The following is an 18760-nucleotide window of genomic DNA, read 5'->3' as shown; positions in this document are numbered from 1 at the left end:
AACGGTAAATTGTCGCAGCCCGGCTTGAACGGAGCTCTTTTTTGTCATTGCAATTGCTGTAAAGTTCAACAAATTGCTCAAGTTTCTCCGCAATGACAAAAAAAGCGGGAGTGGAAGACGGATAAAGCTGCCCCAAATTATTTCTTAAAAAACATTCATACGTGAGTTGAGTGCCTTTCTGTAAGCATCTGCAACGGGAATGAATTTTCCGTTTATCATAATTCCGCCGTCCTGAAGCGTGTCTATCTTGCCCACAGAAACGATGTAAGAACGATGAACTCTGATGAAATCGTCTTTCGGTAAGCGTTCTTCAGCCGTTTTCATCTTGCCGTGAATGGCGAACATTTTTTCTCTTGTGTAAAATTTAACATAATCGCCCATTGCCTCCGCATAAAAAATATCATCGAGCTTCAAACGCCTTGTGATATTGGAATCTCTAACGAAAAGGAACTCATCTTTGGTGACTTCTACATCTTCTTTTCTGCTATCAAGAATTGCCTGGGCCTTGCTTACCGCCTGTAAAAATCTTGCAGTCATCACAGGTTTCAGAAGGTAATCTGCGATGTTGAGCTCGAAAGCTTCCAGTGCATATTCTTTGTTCGACGTTGTGAAAATAATGATGGTGTCTTTCCCGGAAAGGTTTTTGGTGAGTTCTATACCGCTCATTTCCGGCATTTCGATATCGAGAAAAATCAAATCGACGGAATTGCTCTGCAAGAAGTTGTAAGCCTCAATTGCGTTGGAAAATTCATTGATAATCGTGAGGTTGGGGACTTGTTTTGCCAAGTGCGCCAAAGTTGTTCTTGCGATATCATTGTCATCGACAATTAAGGCTTTCATAGGGATAGTTTATTATGGTTGCCACAAATATAATTATTCCTTGACTTATTTACTCAATTATCTGAAGTAAGAACGAATCAACCAGGCCATTTCTTCGTGCGTTTCTATCAGGCTTGTGATAAAGTCGCTGGAACCGTAATCTTTGTATTTTTCCGCAAAAGGCGTAACGTTTCCTCTAAGAAAATCGATGATGCTTTCGTGGTCGCTTAACAAATCTTTCATATAGCCGAGCCCGTCGTTGGTTCTGTCGCTGTATTCTGTAAGATGGGTGAGTTCCAGATAGATTTTCATGGTTGCAGGAGCATAATGGCCGATTTTTCGCATACGTTCTGCCACGCTGTCAATCAGTTCATCCAATTGTTTGTATTGCTCTTCAAAGAAAATGTGGTTGGCGTGGAAATTATCGCCGGTGACGTTCCAATGGGCGTTTCGGGTTTTAATGTAAAGTACAGTTTCATCCGCTAATAATTGGGCTAATTGTTCTGCAACAGCTTCTGTGTTTTGTTGGGTAAGTCCGATGTTTGTTTTCATAATAATAGAATTTAAATTGTTCTTTTTAATGATGTAAAGTTCGGCTGGAGATCTGTTGTTTTGAGAATTTTTTCGTTGAACGGGCACAATGAGTCGTTAAATTCGGGATAGAAAATATTTTATCTGAATTTGATTTAAAACTCATTTATTAAATTGATGACAGAAATAATAAATATAGTAGGGGAAATAGTCTAATGCGGTTCAACGATCCGGGAAAGGTGGTTTTCTGACATAGTTTTACGTTTTGGGATGGTTATGATCATCTGGTGAAACCACACTTCAATACCGATGAAATTTCTGATAGAATACTTTAAATGACCTATTTCTGACAGACTGAGCATGTAACGTGAAAAAATAAAATCATCAAATATAAAACTGTAAGTTTTTGATAAATAATCTTTTATAGGGGTGGAAAAGGCAATAATCAACTGATTATCTCCTTAAGTGGGAAGCAGAGTCTGTCTTCAAACACTTTTATAGATGACTTAGTTCGTTTCTGTTGTTATAGCAAATATAAACTGTAGATTATTAAAAATATATACACCTAATCAATAGAGCAGATTTAATGCAAAATATTATCATTAAAAATTGCCTGTCTGCAACATCTTTATTAATATTGTGTTAATATGTTAATAATGAAATTTTACGGTTTTCCTAAGGCTTATAGAATGTTATTCCTTCTGTTTTTCCTTGTTTTTTCTTCTTGTAAAAAGTCTCAGAAAACGTCAGATAAAATTAGTATCGGATTTTCCCAGGGCCTGGGAAATCATCCCTGGAGATTGGCCATGAACCATTCGATGGAAATACAGGCCTCGCTTCATTCCGAAGTAGAACTGAATATACAGAAAGCAGAAAGTTCTGTTAATAAGCAGGTTCAGGATATACAAAAAATGATTGATCATAAGGTGGATGTGATTATCATTTCACCCATTGATCCCGAATCCTTGGTTCCTGTGGTGGAAAAAGCAGCTGCCAAACATATTCCCGTTATTTTGCTCGACAGGAAGATCAATTCAGAAAAATATACGACCTACATAGGCGCCGACAACTTGGAGATTGGTAAAGAAGCGGCCAATTACATTCTTTCAGATTCCAAAAATTATAAAAAAATAATCGAAATAAAAGGGGATGACCAATCTTCCCCAACCATAGAAAGAAGTCTTGGCTTTCAGGAAATCATTAAAAACAATCCCAACACAGAGCTGATAAAAACCTTTAAAGGTCTTCCGGCAGAGGCTTTCAGGAGAACACTGGATTCCTTGGGAAATCAAAGTCTGTATGTTTTTGCTTTTAATGATGAGCTTGCCGCCATTGCGTGGCAGGCTGCAAGGAATAAAGGTTTGGAAAATCAAATCAAATTTATTGGCGTTGACGGGCTGAATACAAAAGACGGCGGAATACAATTGGTGTTAGATGGAAAGCTGAACGCCACTTTACTGTATCCGACTGGTGGAGCAGAAGCCATAGAGACTGCGATTAAGATTCATAATGGTGTTGCTGTTCCGAAACGAATTAAGCTCAACACAACGATCATTGACCGGATGAATGCAGAAATTATGCGCAATCAGTTTGATAAAATCATCGAGCAGCAGGGGGTTATAGAAAGTCAGGTACAGGCGGTTAAAAAGCAGATCGAGCTATATTCTTCGCAAAAAGAATTGTTCCGATGGTCTATCATATTGTTGGTATTGATGTTTTGTCTGGTTGCCTATGCTATTTACCTTATTTATGCAATTAAGATCAAAAATAAGCAGCTTATGCTTACCAATGAGAGAATTACTATTCAAAGAAATCAGATTGAAACCATTGCGAATGAGTTGAAAGACAGCAATGAAGCGAGGGTTAATTTTTTTACGGGATTGTCTCACGAATTTAAAACACCCATTACGCTTATTCTCAGTTCATTAGAATCTTTGATGGATTCCGGTAAAACCAAAGGTACAAAACCATCCTATGAGCTGGAGCTGATTAATAAAAACTCCAACCGATTATTACGATTGGTGGATAACTTGTTGGATTTTAGGAAAATAGAAAATCAGACTTTTAACCTGAGGGTTTCCAAAACCAATATTTATGATTTTACCTATGCCATTTTTCGTGATTTTGAAAATGAAGCTAAGAAAAGAAATATCAAATTCGAAATTCATTCACAGAATAAAAATCTTGAGCTCTACATAGACAGAAACCTTATGGATAAAGTCTATTTCAACCTTTTGTCCAATGCTTTCAAATTTACGCCGGATAATGGAAAAATTGAAATTACGATTCAGGAAAATGGCAATCAGGCAGTCATCAGATTCAAAGATAATGGAATCGGGATCCCCGAAAAAGAGATTATCAATGTCTTCGAAGCATATTTCAAAGGTTCCAACAACAGAAAAAACAGTTCAGGAATCGGGCTTCATCTTAGCAAGCAGTTCATTCAGCTTCATCTTGGGAAGATAGACGTGAGCTCTTTTCAAGGAACGGAATTTATCATCAGTCTTTACAAGGGAAACAAACATTTCAACGAAGACCAGATGGTAAAAGAGCCCAGTCTCGCAGATACAGAAAGCTTTGTAAACGATGCCATTTTTACTGGAGTTGAAGATGAGACTATTACCCAAATGCATGAATCTGATAGGGAACGGTATTCGCTGCTTTTGGTCGAAGATAATTCAGATTTGTCCTTCTTTTTAAGCAAAAAGCTTAAAAATGAGTTTGAGGTGATGGTTTCTGACGGTACGGATGCAATTGATAAAGCTTTGAGTGAAATTCCGGATATTATCGTCTGCGACGTTAATCTTCCGGATAAAAATGGTTTTGAAATCTGTGAAATCCTGAAAAATGACCTTCGTACATCACATATTCCTGTTATTCTTCTGACTGCTTTGGACAATAAAGAATCGTACCTGCAGGGACTGAAATCAGGTGTTGATCTTTATCTCACAAAACCCTTCAGTTACCCGATTCTGATACAATCGCTGCGTGCATTGCTTTACAACCGTGAAAAGCTACGTTATTACTATACCAACAATATCGGCAGGATTGTAGACAGCAAGTCGTTTGGAAGCATAGAACAGACCTTTGTGAACAATCTGAACCAGCTTATCAAAACCAATATCGACAATCCGGACTTTTCAGTAGAAAATCTTGCAGACCTGCTCAATATTTCCAGAATTCAGCTTTATAGAAAGATAAAAGCGATGTTTGATGTGAACGTGAGCGATTATATCAACAATTTCCGTCTGGAACAGGCCAAATCAATGCTGCAAAATCCTGAACTGACGATTTCTGAGATTGCATACAAAACCGGTTTTTCTTCCCCGAATTATTTCTCCACTGTTTTTAAAAATAAGTTTGGTATATCCCCGAATGCCTTTAGAAAGTCTGCAGGGAAAGAGTGATAAAAATATACAATCAAAATGATCACCTATTTGAATGTAACAAGGTAATAACAAACCTGAAGCATATTCTATAGGGAAGATTAATTTTCACATCTGCTATTTACCATATTCAGCAGCCCATCAAACGGCTGCTTTTTATGATACTTTTTCAACAATGCAGCTTCATCCGGACGAGTAAACAGCTTTCCGGACCATTGATGATAGTACTTGTACATATTACGGACTATCTATACATGAAATTCTTAAAAGTTCCTGACTCAAATACCATACATCTTGACCCGTTTTTCGGTTAACATTTTCATAACACTACTTATTCCTGAATCTTACATACACTAAAATCCATGTAACATTTTTATAAAACCATGTTACATGTTTGTAACCTGATAAAACTTTAATAAAATTAATATTCAATAAATTATTGATTTTCAGTTTGTTGGATTTGTTTAACAAATAATTAATCTTGCTGAAATATTTAGTTACATAATTAAACCTTCGGATTGCCGCCCCGGGATATATTAGCCACAAACAAATAAATATTTTAACAGATGAATAAAATTCTTATGTGGTCTATCACGGCAGCTTTGGCAGGATTTCTTTTCGGGTTTGATGTGGTCGTGATTTCCGGCGCAGACAAAAAATTGCAGACGCTTTGGAACAGTTCAGATGCATTTCACGGAGCAGTCGTAATGGGAATGGCATTATGGGGTACAGTGATAGGTGCCATTTTCGGAGGGATCCCGACTAATACATTAGGACGGAAAAAAACACTCTTGGTCATTGGTGTCTTATATGCGTTTTCTGCCATAGGCACGGCACTTTCCAATGATCCTTATCTGTTTGCGTTTTTCAGGTTTATGGGCGGTTTGGGTGTTGGTGCTTCTACGATTGCTGCACCGGCCTATATTTCAGAGATTGCGCCTGCAAAAGATCGTGGCAGAATGGTTTCCCTGTATCAGTTCAATATTGTTCTGGGGATTTTAATTGCCTTTTTATCAAATTATTTATTAAGCGGTATTGGCGACAACGACTGGCGATGGATGCTTGGTGTACAGGCAATTCCAGCAGCGATCTATACATTATGTGTGCTTACCATTCCGGAAAGTCCAAGATGGCTGGTTTCCCATTCCAGAATAGAAGAAGCGAAAAAAGTGATGAAAATTCTGAATCCGGATCAGGATTCTGAAAGCTTGATCGCACAGATGGAAGATGACCACGCCGAATCGCCAAAGGAAAATATCTTTATGAAAAAATACCGTTTTCCGCTGATGTTGGCTTTTCTCGTAGCCTTTTTTAATCAGATGTCAGGGATCAACGCATTCCTGTATTATGCACCAAGGATTTTTGGTGAGGCAGGTTTGGGTGAGAAAACAGCACTGCTCAGCAGTATCGGAATTGGTGTTGTGAATATGGTTTTCACTTTGGTTGGCGTTAATCTCATTGATAAAGTCGGGAGAAGAACACTAATGTATTTAGGTTCCGTAGGGTATATCATTTCTTTAGGATTGGTTTCTATGGCGTTTTATTTCCATTGGTCGGGATTGGCGATTCCTATTTTCCTGTTCCTCTTTATTGCTTCACACGCCATTGGTCAGGGAACCGTGATTTGGGTATTTATTTCGGAGATTTTTCCAAATCATCTCCGGGCATCGGGACAGGCTTTCGGAAGTTCCACACACTGGCTTCTGGCAGCAATCATTCCATCACTGATTCCTACATTGTTTTCCACCATCGGAGCTGGAACCGTGTTTTTGGTCTTTACTGTTGCAATGGTATTCCAATTATTATTCGTGATGTTTATGATGCCGGAAACGAAGGGTATCTCTCTGGAAAAATTAAGCAAAACACTGACGAAATAGATTTAAAAAATCGATGTAATCATGAAGAAAAACACCTCTATAAATTGAATAAAATGTTTTTAAATAATTCAAAAAACTCCTATTAAATAATCATAATGAAGAAAATCATATCAACTTTAATCATTGCTGCCACGTTTTATTCCGGGCTCAATGCACAGTCGGATTCGAAAGCGTCTGAAGAGCAGCTTTACAGGCCCAACTATCACTTCACTCCTCAAAAAGGCTGGATGAATGACCCAAACGGACTTTTTTATTTTAACGGAACTTATCACTTATTTTTCCAGTATACGCCGTTTCAGAGTGTGCCGGATTTTGGTAAGATGCATTGGGGACACGCCATCAGCAAAGATCTTATCAAATGGGAAGAACTGGCTCCTGCCATTGCTTATGACGAGAATGGCGCCATATTCTCAGGAAGTGCAGTTGTGGATAAGGATAATACATCAGGTTTTGGCGATGGAAAGAATGTTCCGTTGGTAGCAATTTTTACCTATCACAATATGAAAAAAGAGCAAGCCGGAGAGATTGACGCGCAGTCTCAGGCAATCGCTTATTCTTTGGATAATGGAAAAACCTGGACCAAATACAGCAATAATCCTGTATTGAAAAATCCAGGAATAAAAGATTTCCGGGATCCGAAAGTTTTCTGGGATGCGAAAAGAAAACAATGGGTAATGGGATTGGCGGTACAGGACAGGCAGCATTTTTATGCCTCAAAAAACCTGAAAGACTGGACTTTTCTTTCAGAATTTGGTAAAGATTTCGGGGGACACGGCGGCGTTTGGGAATGTCCGGATCTTTTCCCGATAAAGGTAGAAGGGACCAATGAAGAAAAATGGGTCCTTATCGTCAACATCAATCCGGGTGGACCGAACGGTGGTTCTGCTGCCCAGTATTTTGTAGGTGATTTTGACGGGAAAACCTTCAAAATGGATGATGTTTTTACAAAGCAGCTCGAAAAAGAAAAAATAGTCTGGCTGGATTGGGGACGTGATAATTATGCGAGTGTCTCTTTTGATAACGTTCCCGATAACAAAAGAGTAATTATAGGCTGGATGTCAAACTGGGATTATTCACCGAATGTGCCGACGGAAAAATGGAGAGGAAGTTCCACTATTCCTCGTGAAATAACATTGAAAAGGACCAAAGATGGTTACATTCTGAAAAATATTCCTGTTTCTCAGCTTAAAAATTACGAAGGAAAGGCCGTTAAAAAAGAAATTAATCTTGTTTCGGATAAAAAGCTCATCAGTAAAGGAGAAATAGACCTTTCCAAAGCTGTTTTAGATATTGATTTCAAAAAAATGACCAAAGGAGTTTACTCTTTTGCTTTGAAAAATTCATTGGGAGAACGTGTGGTTTTCGGAATTGATAATAACAAGCAGGAACTGTTTATTGATCGTACCCAATCCGGGAAAACCGATTTTAAGAACAATTTTGCAGACAGGGTTTCAAAAGCACCATTGGCAAAAAACTACCAAAACGCAACGTTCAAAATTGTGTTGGATAAAACTTCCATTGAAATTTTCTTCAATGACGGCGAAAAGGTAATGACCGAAATCTTCTTCCCTAATGAAATCTTCTCGGAACTGAGCTTATCCACCGATACCAAAGGAAGTACTGTGAACTTCAATGCTCATCAGATTAATATCAAATAAAAACTATACTATGAAGAAATACAAAATAGCCATTGCCTTTTGCCTCCTGCCTTTTTCGTATGTATTTGCGCAGGAAGTCATTAAAGGTAAAGTAGTTTCCTCAAATCAGAAACCGTTGAGCGGAGTGATCGTAACCGTTTCGGAAACAGGAGCCAATACCACAACAGACAGCAGCGGTGCATTTCAGATCAATGACCTGCAAAAAGGAAATACTTTAGTTTTCACGTATCCGGATTATTCTACCCGTGAAGTTGTGGTGGATGAAAAGACAGTTCTTAACATCGTTTTAGCTGCAGAGAAAATAAAAAGCATAGATGAGGTCATTGTAACCGGATATACCAAGCAGAAAAAAGCAGACATTACCGGTGCGGTTTCCGTGGTGGATATGAAAGACCTGAACAAGCAGGCCGAACCCAATCCGATCAAATCTTTGCAGGGAAGGGTAGCGGGTGTTAACATCACAGCCGACGGATCTCCTTCCGGCAGTAATACAAAAGTGCTGATCCGTGGGGTGGGAACCCTTAATAATACAGATCCACTATACGTAATAGACGGAGTTCCGACAAAAGCGGGAATGCACGAACTTAATCCGAGTGATATTGAATCGATGCAGGTGCTGAAAGATGCATCCTCGGCAAGCATCTATGGTTCCAGGGCTGCCAATGGAGTGATCATCATCACGACCAAAAAAGGAAAAAAGGGAAGATGAGAATCGACCTCAATTATTATACGGCCTATTCACAATATGCAAAAAAAACAGAGGTTCTGAACGCAAAACAATTCGGACAGGTGCTTTGGCAGGCGAATATTAATGACGGACTGAACCCGAATAGCAACAATCTGAGCTACAGTTTTGACTGGGGTGTTCAGAATGGCACTCCGACTTTATACAACAGCTATGTTCCGGAATACCTGGATGCCGGAAAAACGATTAAATCAGTTAATACCAACTGGTACGATGAGGTTTCGCAGACCGGAATTGCCAACTCGCTGGATGTTTCTGCTTCGAGTGCTTCGGACAAAGGTTCTTATTTTTTCTCTCTGGGATATTATGACAATAATGGAATCGTGAAACTGACCAATTTCAAAAGATTGTCTGCCCGTGTCAATACCTCTTATAACTTTTTTGATGGAAAACTAAAAATCGGGGAAAATTTCACCTTCAATAAAACCAATGAACTGATGGATCCCGGAGTTCTAGATCCTGCTTTACGTGCTTTGCCCATCATTCCGGTTCATACGGTAGACGGAATCGGGTGGGGCGGACCAGTTGGCGGAATGAATGACAGGCAAAATCCAGTCCGACTTTTGGAATATAATAAAGACAACGGCTATCAGTACCAAAGATTCTTCGGAAACGTTTATGCCGAATTGCAGCCTGTGAAAAATCTGACCTTAAAATCCAGCTTCGGAATCGATCTTTCCAATTATTACAAAAGAATGCTGCAAAGAAGCTATGTTTCGGGCTATCTGCAAAACAAAACCAATGCAGTGAACATTGATCAGTCAGACACCGAAAAATGGACTTGGTCCAATACTGCACAATACACTGCAAAAGCAGGAAAACATCATTTTGATGTTTTGGGCGGAATGGAAATGTACAAGGATACGTTTAAAAATACCTGGCTGAGAAAAGAAGGATTTCTGATAGAAACACCAGATTATATGTATCCCGATGCGGGAACAGGAGATGCTTTCAATGGTGGAAGTTCTACCTATTACAGCCTATTGTCCTACTTCGGGAAATTCTCTTATGATTATGACAACCGTTATCTTTTCTCTGCAACAATACGTTATGACGGCTCTTCAAGGTTCGGTAAAAACAACCGTTTTGGAACTTTTCCTGCATTCTCGGCAGGATGGAGAATCAATAAAGAACATTTTGCAGAAAATCTGATTCCGTTTTTCTCAGATTTGAGATTAAGAGCAGGTTGGGGGCAGACTGGGAACCAGGAAATCAGCAATTCAGCGGTTTATTCGCTGTATATCGCCAATTATGCAGGAGGAAATCCAACGTGGGCAACATCTTACGGGACGGCTTACGATATTTCCGGTGTCGGAAGCGGATTACTGCCATCAGGATTTATCGCAACGCAGACAAAAAATGACGACCTGAGATGGGAAACGACCACGCAGACCAATCTTGGTCTGGATTTCGGATTCTTTAATCAAAAACTGACAGGTAGTATCGATGTTTATAAAAAAGCAACAAAAGACATCCTGGTACTACCGCCTTATCTGGGGGTGATCGGAGAAGGAGGAGACCGATGGATTAATGGTGCATCGATGGAGAATAAAGGGATTGAAATTGCATTGTCTTATCAGAATGAAACTGCTGGTGGTTTCCGCTACGAAATTTCTGGGAACATCTCGATGAACCGCAACAAAATTACTGCACTTCCACAATCCGTTATCAACAATTACGGTGGAAACGGAACAACAGATAATATTCTGGGACGCCCGGTCAACTCAATGTACGGTTATATTGCCGACGGACTTTTCAGGACGCAGGCAGAGGTGGATAATTCTGCAAGCCAGTCGGGTAAAGGCTTGGGAAGAATTCGTTATGCAGATCTAAATGGTGATGGAATGATTGACGACAAAGACAGAACGTGGATTGGCAATCCGAATCCGGGATTTATGTATGGTATCAACCTCAACTTTTCCTATAAGAACTTTGATCTTTCAACATTCTGGCAGGGCATTGGTGATGTAGATGTCATCAATTCAAAAAAATACCAGACTGATTTCTGGAGCGTGGATGATGTAGGTTCCAATAAAGGGACAAGGCTCCTGAATGCGTGGTCTCCACAGAATCCCAATTCGGATATTCCTGCGCTTACGACAGTGGACAGCAATGCAGAATCCAGATTCTCATCGTATTATGTGGAAAGCGGAAGTTATCTGAAGCTGAGGGTTTTACAGTTGGGTTATACTTTCCCGAAATCTTTAACGGAGCATTATAACATTGCTAATTTCAGGATGTATGCAAGTGTTCAGAATCTTTGGACGATAAAATCCAAAAGCTTTACAGGAATAGATCCTGAAACGCCGGCATTCGGTTACCCGTTACCGCTGACGTTTAATTTTGGAGTTAATTTTTCCCTATAATTTTTAAATAATAAAAAATGAAAAAGAATATACTTTTAACAATAGCTTTTGCCTTTTTGCTGGGAACTACTTCCTGCAACGATTTTCTGGACAATGAGCCGAGAGGTGTCCTGTCGGAAGCCGATGTGGTAACCCCTCAGAATGTGGATGGTTTTGTGGTTGCAGCCTACGCATCTCTTGGAAACGACCATTATGATACTCCTTTCAGTCTTTGGCCCTATGGAAACGTCCGTTCTGATGATGCATACAAAGGAGGAAGCGGAACCAATGATATCCAGACCTTTCACTTTTTTGAAATTTCAAATAATATCCGGTCAGACTTCGGTGAGTTAGACAGATTATGGTATCTCAATTATGTAGGGATTTCCAGATGTAACAAAGCTATTGCCGCACTTAAGCAGCTTTCAGATTCCGACTATCCTAACAAGCAGAGGAGGATTGCCGAGATGAATTTTGTAAGAGGACATTACTATTTTTTGCTGAAGACATTATTTAAATATGTGCCTTATGTGGATGAAAATACACCAATTGATGATTATCCGAAAATCTCAAACAGGGCAAAGACAGACCAGCAGTTATGGGAGGCTATTGCTTCTAATTTTGAATTCGCAGCGGCTAATCTTCCTGTAACACAGTCGGAAGTCGGAAGACCAAAGAAAAGTGCTGCTTATGCTTATCTTGCTAAAGTAAGGCTGTATCAGGCGTATGAGCAGGATGATAACTATACGGTAACCCAGGTAAATCCTGCCACCCTTCAGAAATCTATTGATGCTGCCAATCAGGTGATCGGAAATTACACTTTGGAGCCTGACTTTGGGTATAATTTCCTGCCGGGAACACATGAGAACGGCCCGGAGGCAGTCTTTTCCATTCAATATTCCGACAATGACGGAACGCTTTTCGGAAGACTCAATTACGGTGATATGCTTTCTATGCCGCAAGGTTTGGGATGCTGTGATTTTCATAAGCCAAGTCAGAATCTGGTAAACGCATTCAAAACGACACCGCAGGGACTGCCAATGTTCGATACTTTTAACGATGTAGATCTGAATTACAACCAGCTGAACAGCTATAAAGTAGATCCTAGATTATATCACACGGTTGCATTGCCCGGACTGCCCTGGAAATACGACGAAAACAAAATCTTTCAGGAAAGCTGGAGCAGAAGTCCGGGAACTTATGGGTATTATTCTTCATTGAAGGAAAATGTACCTGTAGGATGTGGCTGTACCGTGAATGTAGACCCTTTCTACGGTAATTCCAAAAACAGAATCATCATAAGATATTCCGATGTTTTGCTGATGAAAGCCGAAGCGCTGATAGAACTGGGGCAATATAATGAGGCTTTACCACTGATCAATCAGGTGAGACAGAGAGCTGCCAATAGTACTGTTCTGACTGGAAGTTACACCACCAACAATTTGATCAGCAAGTATGAGCCGGGCGTGAACTGCACCTGGAACCAGGATTTTGCAAGAAAAGCGTTGCGATGGGAGAGAAGAATGGAGTTTGCCATGGAAGGAAGCCGTTTCTTTGACCTTGTGAGATGGGGCGTTACCGCTGGAACGATGAACAGTTATTATTCTGTTGAGAAAACCAAAAGGTCTTACTATTCGCAGGCGGGATTTGATCACGGAATTGAGGAATACTGCCCGATTCCATTGGCACAGATCAATTTCAGCCAGGGACTGTACAAACAAAATAACGGATATTAAAAACAAGATAGGAATGAAAACGATATTTAAAAAAACTCATACTATCATCATTCTGCTGATGTCTGCGGCTTTTATCTGGTCTTGCGACAGTCAGATGGAAAATGGCCTTGTTACGGATGTTTCAGTCAATATTTCTTCTTTCAGGGTGAATGGTGTTTCTGGGGAAATTGACCATAAGAATGATAAAATCACACTAACACTTCCTTATGGAACAAATGTTAAGACATTGGCTCCGGTTATTGAAATTCCTCAGGATGCCGTAGTTTCGCCGGTATCAGGAGCAACGATTGATTTTTCACAGCCGGTTACATTCAAAGTGAAAAATGGTAATATCTACAAAAATTATCAGGTAACTGTAAAAGCTCAGGATCCAATTCTCAGCTTTAAAATTAACGGATTATCAGCTACCATCAATAATTCGGGCAAAACCATTTCTCTTACAATGCCGGAGGGAACAAATCTTACCGCATTGCAGCCAATCATAGAAACAGGAAATGGTGTCAGCATCAATCCTGCATCGGGAACAGCTATTAACTTTACCAGTCCGGTTTCGTTTACTGTTTCTAATGGCAGTCTTACGGAAGTGTATACGGCTAAAATAACAACACCTGTTTCCGGACCGTCCGTTGCATTCCTTGGAACGGCTGCTACAAGAACAGGATTGACAAATCCGGATGAGATTGCAGCTTCTGACTGGCTTTTCGGGAAATTTTCAGGGGCAGTATACGTTTCGATTGCTGATGTTGCAGGCGGGGCGGCGAACCTTAGCAATATTGATGTAATCTGGTGGCATTTTGACTCTGCGACCACTTTACCGGCAGAAGCGATGAGCCAGAATGTGACTTCTAAAATCAAGACGTATCTTAACGGCGGCGGAAATATATTGCTTACAAGCTTTGCGGCACAATATGTTGACGCATTGGGAATCGTTCCTGCAGGAAAAGGACCGAATAATGTTTTCGGAGATTTTCTTCCCAACGGATTTATAGATACAGGAAGCGATTGGGGAATCTCTTTCAAAGGATATGAGAATCATCCGGTTTTCGATGGTGTTCAGACGTACGAATCCGGGAAAGCGAATCTGCTTCAGAAAGGTACATTCCGTCTGAATCATACAGCCTGGTGGTTCCTTCCGGATTGGGGTGGGTACGTAAATGGTGCCGGATGGAGAAACCAGACAGGCGGTAATAATCTTGCCAGTGAAGCCTGGGACAATACTTTGGACGGACGTGTTGCCATCGCTGAATTTCCTGACGGAACGGTCAACAAAAAATGTATGGTCATTTGTACGGGTGCTTACGACTGGTATAATGAAACCGTAAACGGAAACCCAAGCCAGCCTAATTCGTTTCAGGATAACATCAAAAAGATGACGGAGAACAGTCTCAATTATCTTGTAACCCATTAATATCAGAACCCATGTCAATTAAAAAAATATATGCAGCAGCCATACTTGCGCTGGCTACATTCTCCTGTCAGAATCACGATTCGGATACGGAGGTTAATCCGGAAGATATTTACAGCAAAACCAATATCTTTCCTCAGCCACCGAACCAGTGGATGGGAGAGAGCAATCCTTATTATACAGAAGGGTATGCAGGCGATGTAATGCCTTATTATGAAAACGGAAAGTTCCATCTTTTCTTTCTCCATGATGCGAAAACAAAACCCGCAGGAGAAGGATTCCACGATATTCATAGCTTTGAGACCAGTAATTTTACGGATTTTACGTATCAGGGAAGACAGATTCCTTACGGAACGTCATCAGAAGCTGATTTTGGAGTAGGAACAGGAAGCCTTGTAAAGGCGGGAAATACTTATTATTACTATTATACCGGTCATAATGAAGCCGCTTCGTTTCTTTCAGGCAATCCCCGGGAGAGTGTTCTGCTGGCAACAAGTACGGATATGAAAAACTGGACGAAGATCAGGAATTTTAAAATCACTGCTCCGGCAGGATATTATGATTATGAATTCCGTGATCCGCACGTTTTCTTTAATTCTGAAGACGGAAAATACTGGATGCTGGTTTCTGCTCAGACTTCTGACAGGAAAGCGGTCGTACTGAAATTTACCACCACCAATCCGTCAACAGGAAACTGGACTGTAGAAAATCCGATTTATACGACCAGTTCTTCAGAAAATTATATAATGCTGGAATGTCCGGATCTTTTCAAAATGGACAATTATTGGTATCTTGTTTTTTCTGAAAACTGGAGCAGCAATCCCGGAACGCATTACCGCATTTCGACTTCACCAAACGGACCCTGGACTACACCTCAGAATGACCGTCTTGACGGCTCTTATCTGTATGCTGCCAAAACGGTTTCGGATAATACAAACCGTTATCTGGTAGGATGGACAGCAAGAAAAACTCCTGAAAATAATACCGGTGGAAAAGACTGGGCAGGAAATATTGTTACGCACAGGCTGGTTCAGAATTCAGACGGAACGCTGGCTGTGAAACCGGTTTCAGGATTACCCTCTGTATTTGGTCAGAATGCTGTGCTGGCTGTTGATAGAATCACAGGAAATGCATCTCAGAATGGAAGTAGCTTTACTTTATCTGCTAATTCTCAGGTTACTTTTTCAAAACTTCAGAAGGCCAATCAGATTACCTTTACCTTGAATGCATCTGCCGGAAAAGCAGGAATGATTCTGGCACACGATACCAATGCCGAAAGCGGAGTTAAGATTGCAGTTGAACCTGGAAATAACAGAATGGCAGCGTATGTCATGAATTCCGGTTCGGAAGATCTTATGAATTCTTATTCGTTAAGTTCGGTTTCAGGAACATCCTATACTGTAACGGCTTCCATAAGCAATGATGTTTGTGTGATCTATATTAATGATAAGATCGCTTTTACCAACAGAATTTATACTATAGTTAATAAAAAATGGAGTATTTTTAGTTCTTCAGAGAGTTCATTCAGTAATATCAATATCAAAAATCCCAATTAATGTTTATCAATAAGAAAATTAATGTAATAAGTTTTGGAGAAGTTCTTTTCGATGTTTTTGGAGAAGAGAAAAAAATTGGCGGTGCCCCTCTCAATCTGGCTCTCAGAACAGCTTCGTATGGCTTTCCCGTGACAATGATCAGTGCCGTAGGAAATGATGAAGACGGAAAGATAATTCTGGATTACACCAAAGAAAATGCTCTTGAAACCGCCGGAATCATTGTTTCTCCGGAATACGAGACAGGAATTGTTCAGGTTTCCTTAAATGAACGTGGCTCTGCAACCTACGAGATCAGGTTTCCTTCTGCGTGGGATTTTATCAGTGTTGATGAAAAAATAATGGATATCGTAAAAGAGACCGATGTATTCTTCTATGGAAGTCTTGCCTGCAGAAATGAGGTTTCCCAAAAGACGCTTTTCTCCCTGTTAGATTCCAACAATAAAATGTTTAAAGTTTTCGATGTGAATTTAAGAAAACCCTTTTATAGTATTCAGCTTCTGGAAAAGCTTATGAGCAGGGCAGACTTTATCAAATTTAATGATGAGGAAATACTGGAAATTGCTGCCGGAATGGGATTTGAATCTGAGAATCTGGAATCAAACATCAAATTTATATCAGAAAAGACAAGCACGCCTGCAATCTGTGTAACTCTAGGAAAACATGGTTCTATCCTGCTGTGGAATGATCAGTTGTACAGACACGAAGGTTATCCTGTGAAAGTAGCAGATACAGTGGGAGCAGGAGATTCTTTTTTAGCCAGCCTGATTGCGAAACTGCTTTCAGATCAAAATCCGGATGAGGCCTTAAACTTTGCAAGTGCCGTGGGTGCTTTGGTAGCGAGCTATTCCGGTGCAAATCCTAAATTAGAAAGTTCTGAAATAGAGACATTTCTGAAACAGAACGCTTATTGATTTAATAATAATCTCCAATATTCCCGATAATAAAGAAAAAACTCCATAAAAACAATGGAGTTTTCTTTATTTTACCCGAGTTCGGGATCATAAAATTAAGGATAGTAGGCTGGAAGCTGGAAGAGAGAGACTGAAAATTACCATCGGAGCTACAATTTCTGACGTTGCCGTAAAATTTGAGGAAGCAGTATGATTATCCATACGGTTCAACGAATCAACGTTGTTGATTCTACCTTTGCCCTCTAAAAATCAGCGGTTTCAGAAATGAAATCTTTGCATCAGAAAAATACGTCATTAGCCCATCATCTTTTTAATCAATAAAATCCTTAAAACTAAGAAGGCTCTGCTGCACAAAGTCTCCCGACTTTGAGCTCGTAAAATAAAATCAATTGCTTTTAAACTTGCTCCAAAGTCAGGAGACTTCGGAGAGCTAGGGTTTGTTTCCTTTTCGAATGGTTAATTCTCCAAAATGTTTGATGGTGGATGTTCCATCTTTAAGCACTGCAATAGAAACAGAATGAAATCTTTTGTCCTCTAATAACTGAAGAGCATTTTCCAACCATTGTTCCAACCTGTTTGGCTTTGAGGACACTATATTTCTAAGCATTCTGTTGTTCTAACCATTTTAAAATTGCTTGGGTAGTTTCTTCTGGCTTTTCTTGTTGAATCCAATGGCCACAATCCAGACTCACAATATCCAGATTAGGAACAATATTTTTTAGGTTTTCGGATTTGGGAATCGTGTCCTGTTCACCATATATCATCAGGGTCGGTTGATGAATGATTGGGGGTACATCCGCTATTAAGTGCCAGTTTCTATCAAGGTTTCTGTACCAATTTATACTTCCTGTAAACCCTGATGATTCGAAAGCAGAAACAAATACGGATAGTTCGTTGTCTTCCATTAGGGGTTCCCCCAGTGGATTTTCTGCTCTTGCAAGATTGATCATTAGCATTCCGGGCTCTGGCGGTGTTAGAGGTACATTTTTGCGGAATATATTACGGAGGAACTGAGCGGTGTTTTCATTCATTATAGTATCTGCTACTCCTGCTTGTCGATTGAAGTGAACAAAATAAAAGTCTCCTCCAAATATGGCTTCCATCAACTCAATCCATGGTTGTTCTCCGCGCTCTTGATAAGGCAAAGCCAAATTTATTATTTTATTTACCCGCTTAGGATGCAATAGTGCCAGGCTCCAAACAACATTGGCTCCCCAATCGTGACCAACAAAAGTGGCATCTTCATATCCAAAGTAATCGAGTAGTGCGACCAGGTCACCTGTCAAGTGTACAATATCATATTCAGTGACTTCGGTCGGGCTGGAAGAGTTGCCATAACCTCTCTGATTGGGAATGATCACATGATACCCAGCTGCAACCAATCCTGACACCTGATGACGCCAGGAAAAAGCATGTTCCGGAAAGCCGTGGCAGAGTACAATAGGTTTTCCAGTATTCTGTTTACCTGCTTCAAAGACTTCCAGTTCCACACCATTGACTGAAATAAGAGTGGGGTTGGGAAAATGGGTTGAGTGAAGCACTGAATTAATTTCGTTTGTCATTTTTATTCTTTTAAAGATTAATTAATGATGCAAACTTACAGCAGCAACGTGACAGCAGTGTGTCAGTAGTCAAAAATAAATTAGATCTATTACCTGCTGCGCAAAATCTCCCGACTTTGAGCTGGTACATAAGATTATTTCCTTTTAAACTTGCTTGAAAGTTGGGAGAATTCGGAGAGCTAGGATTGGATTCAATTGATGAATTTTCTAATTTTTGATCTATTTGTTA

At 40.0% G+C, this 18760-nt stretch carries 14 protein-coding genes; 9 read left to right on the top strand and 5 right to left on the bottom strand.

Annotated elements, in window-relative coordinates; genetic code table 11:
- Nucleotides 1-144: 144 nt before the first annotated feature.
- Both CHSO_RS17240 and CHSO_RS17235 read right to left on the bottom strand, forming a co-directional pair.
- Entirely contained in the window at nt 145-840 is a 696-nt protein-coding gene (locus CHSO_RS17240) for a LytR/AlgR family response regulator transcription factor (RefSeq protein WP_045498644.1), read from the bottom strand.
- A gap of 57 nt (nt 841-897) precedes the next feature.
- Entirely contained in the window at nt 898-1371 is a 474-nt protein-coding gene (locus CHSO_RS17235) for a Dps family protein (protein WP_045502810.1), read from the bottom strand.
- A gap of 635 nt (nt 1372-2006) precedes the next feature.
- Between CHSO_RS17235 and CHSO_RS17230 the strand changes: the two genes are divergently transcribed.
- Entirely contained in the window at nt 2007-4757 is a 2751-nt protein-coding gene (locus CHSO_RS17230) for a substrate-binding domain-containing protein (RefSeq protein WP_045498642.1), read from the top strand.
- An 80-nt stretch (nt 4758-4837) separates the two neighbouring features.
- Here CHSO_RS17230 and CHSO_RS26440 read toward each other — a convergent pair whose 3' ends face one another.
- Complete coding sequence (locus tag CHSO_RS26440) at nt 4838-4972, bottom strand: hypothetical protein (protein ID WP_262483753.1); 135 nt, start codon at nt 4970-4972, stop codon at nt 4838-4840.
- A 330-nt stretch (nt 4973-5302) separates the two neighbouring features.
- On the opposite strand from CHSO_RS26440, the gene CHSO_RS17225 reads away from it, so the two are divergent.
- The 8 genes from CHSO_RS17225 to CHSO_RS17195 all read left to right on the top strand — a co-directional run bounded on the left by CHSO_RS17225 (nt 5303) and on the right by CHSO_RS17195 (nt 16969).
- Nucleotides 5303-6613, top strand: a complete 1311-nt coding sequence (locus CHSO_RS17225) for a sugar porter family MFS transporter (protein WP_045498639.1) — start codon at nt 5303-5305, stop codon at nt 6611-6613.
- 95 nt (nt 6614-6708) lie between these two features.
- Complete coding sequence (locus CHSO_RS17220; RefSeq protein ID WP_045498637.1) at nt 6709-8271, top strand: glycoside hydrolase family 32 protein; 1563 nt, start codon at nt 6709-6711, stop codon at nt 8269-8271.
- Nucleotides 8272-8281: 10 nt separating this feature from the next.
- Entirely contained in the window at nt 8282-8980 is a 699-nt protein-coding gene (locus CHSO_RS26310) for a TonB-dependent receptor plug domain-containing protein (protein ID WP_232509091.1), read from the top strand.
- The gene (locus CHSO_RS17215) at nt 8977-11382 is read left to right on the top strand and encodes a SusC/RagA family TonB-linked outer membrane protein (protein WP_232509090.1); all 2406 of its coding nucleotides are present in this window, start codon (nt 8977-8979) and stop codon (nt 11380-11382) included. Before CHSO_RS26310 ends, CHSO_RS17215 begins: the two co-directional genes overlap by 4 nt.
- A gap of 17 nt (nt 11383-11399) precedes the next feature.
- Nucleotides 11400-13097, top strand: a complete 1698-nt coding sequence (locus CHSO_RS17210; RefSeq protein ID WP_045498634.1) for a RagB/SusD family nutrient uptake outer membrane protein — start codon at nt 11400-11402, stop codon at nt 13095-13097.
- 13 nt (nt 13098-13110) lie between these two features.
- Entirely contained in the window at nt 13111-14505 is a 1395-nt protein-coding gene (locus CHSO_RS17205; protein ID WP_084221016.1) for a DUF4960 domain-containing protein, read from the top strand.
- Nucleotides 14506-14516: 11 nt separating this feature from the next.
- Nucleotides 14517-16058: a glycoside hydrolase family 32 protein gene (locus CHSO_RS17200; RefSeq protein ID WP_045498631.1), complete on the top strand. Its 1542-nt coding sequence runs from the start codon at nt 14517-14519 to the stop codon at nt 16056-16058.
- Nucleotides 16058-16969: a carbohydrate kinase family protein gene (locus tag CHSO_RS17195; RefSeq protein ID WP_045498628.1), complete on the top strand. Its 912-nt coding sequence runs from the start codon at nt 16058-16060 to the stop codon at nt 16967-16969. Before CHSO_RS17200 ends, CHSO_RS17195 begins: the two co-directional genes overlap by 1 nt.
- Nucleotides 16970-17399: 430 nt before the next feature.
- On the opposite strand, the gene CHSO_RS25690 is transcribed toward CHSO_RS17195, so the two are convergent.
- Together CHSO_RS25690 and CHSO_RS17190 are read right to left on the bottom strand one after the other, a co-directional pair.
- Nucleotides 17400-17576: a hypothetical protein gene (locus CHSO_RS25690; RefSeq protein ID WP_185114271.1), complete on the bottom strand. Its 177-nt coding sequence runs from the start codon at nt 17574-17576 to the stop codon at nt 17400-17402.
- Nucleotides 17569-18531, bottom strand: a complete 963-nt coding sequence (locus CHSO_RS17190) for an alpha/beta fold hydrolase (RefSeq protein WP_045498625.1) — start codon at nt 18529-18531, stop codon at nt 17569-17571. Before CHSO_RS17190 ends, CHSO_RS25690 begins: the two co-directional genes overlap by 8 nt.
- Nucleotides 18532-18760 lie beyond the last annotated feature (229 nt).

Origin of the sequence: Chryseobacterium sp. StRB126, assembly GCF_000829375.1 — a bacterium.
In the GTDB taxonomy this organism is placed as follows: Bacteria; Bacteroidota; Bacteroidia; order Flavobacteriales; family Weeksellaceae; genus Chryseobacterium.
The sequence above is the reverse complement of the archived record's forward strand: the minus strand, read 5'-3'. Positions and strand labels throughout refer to the sequence as shown.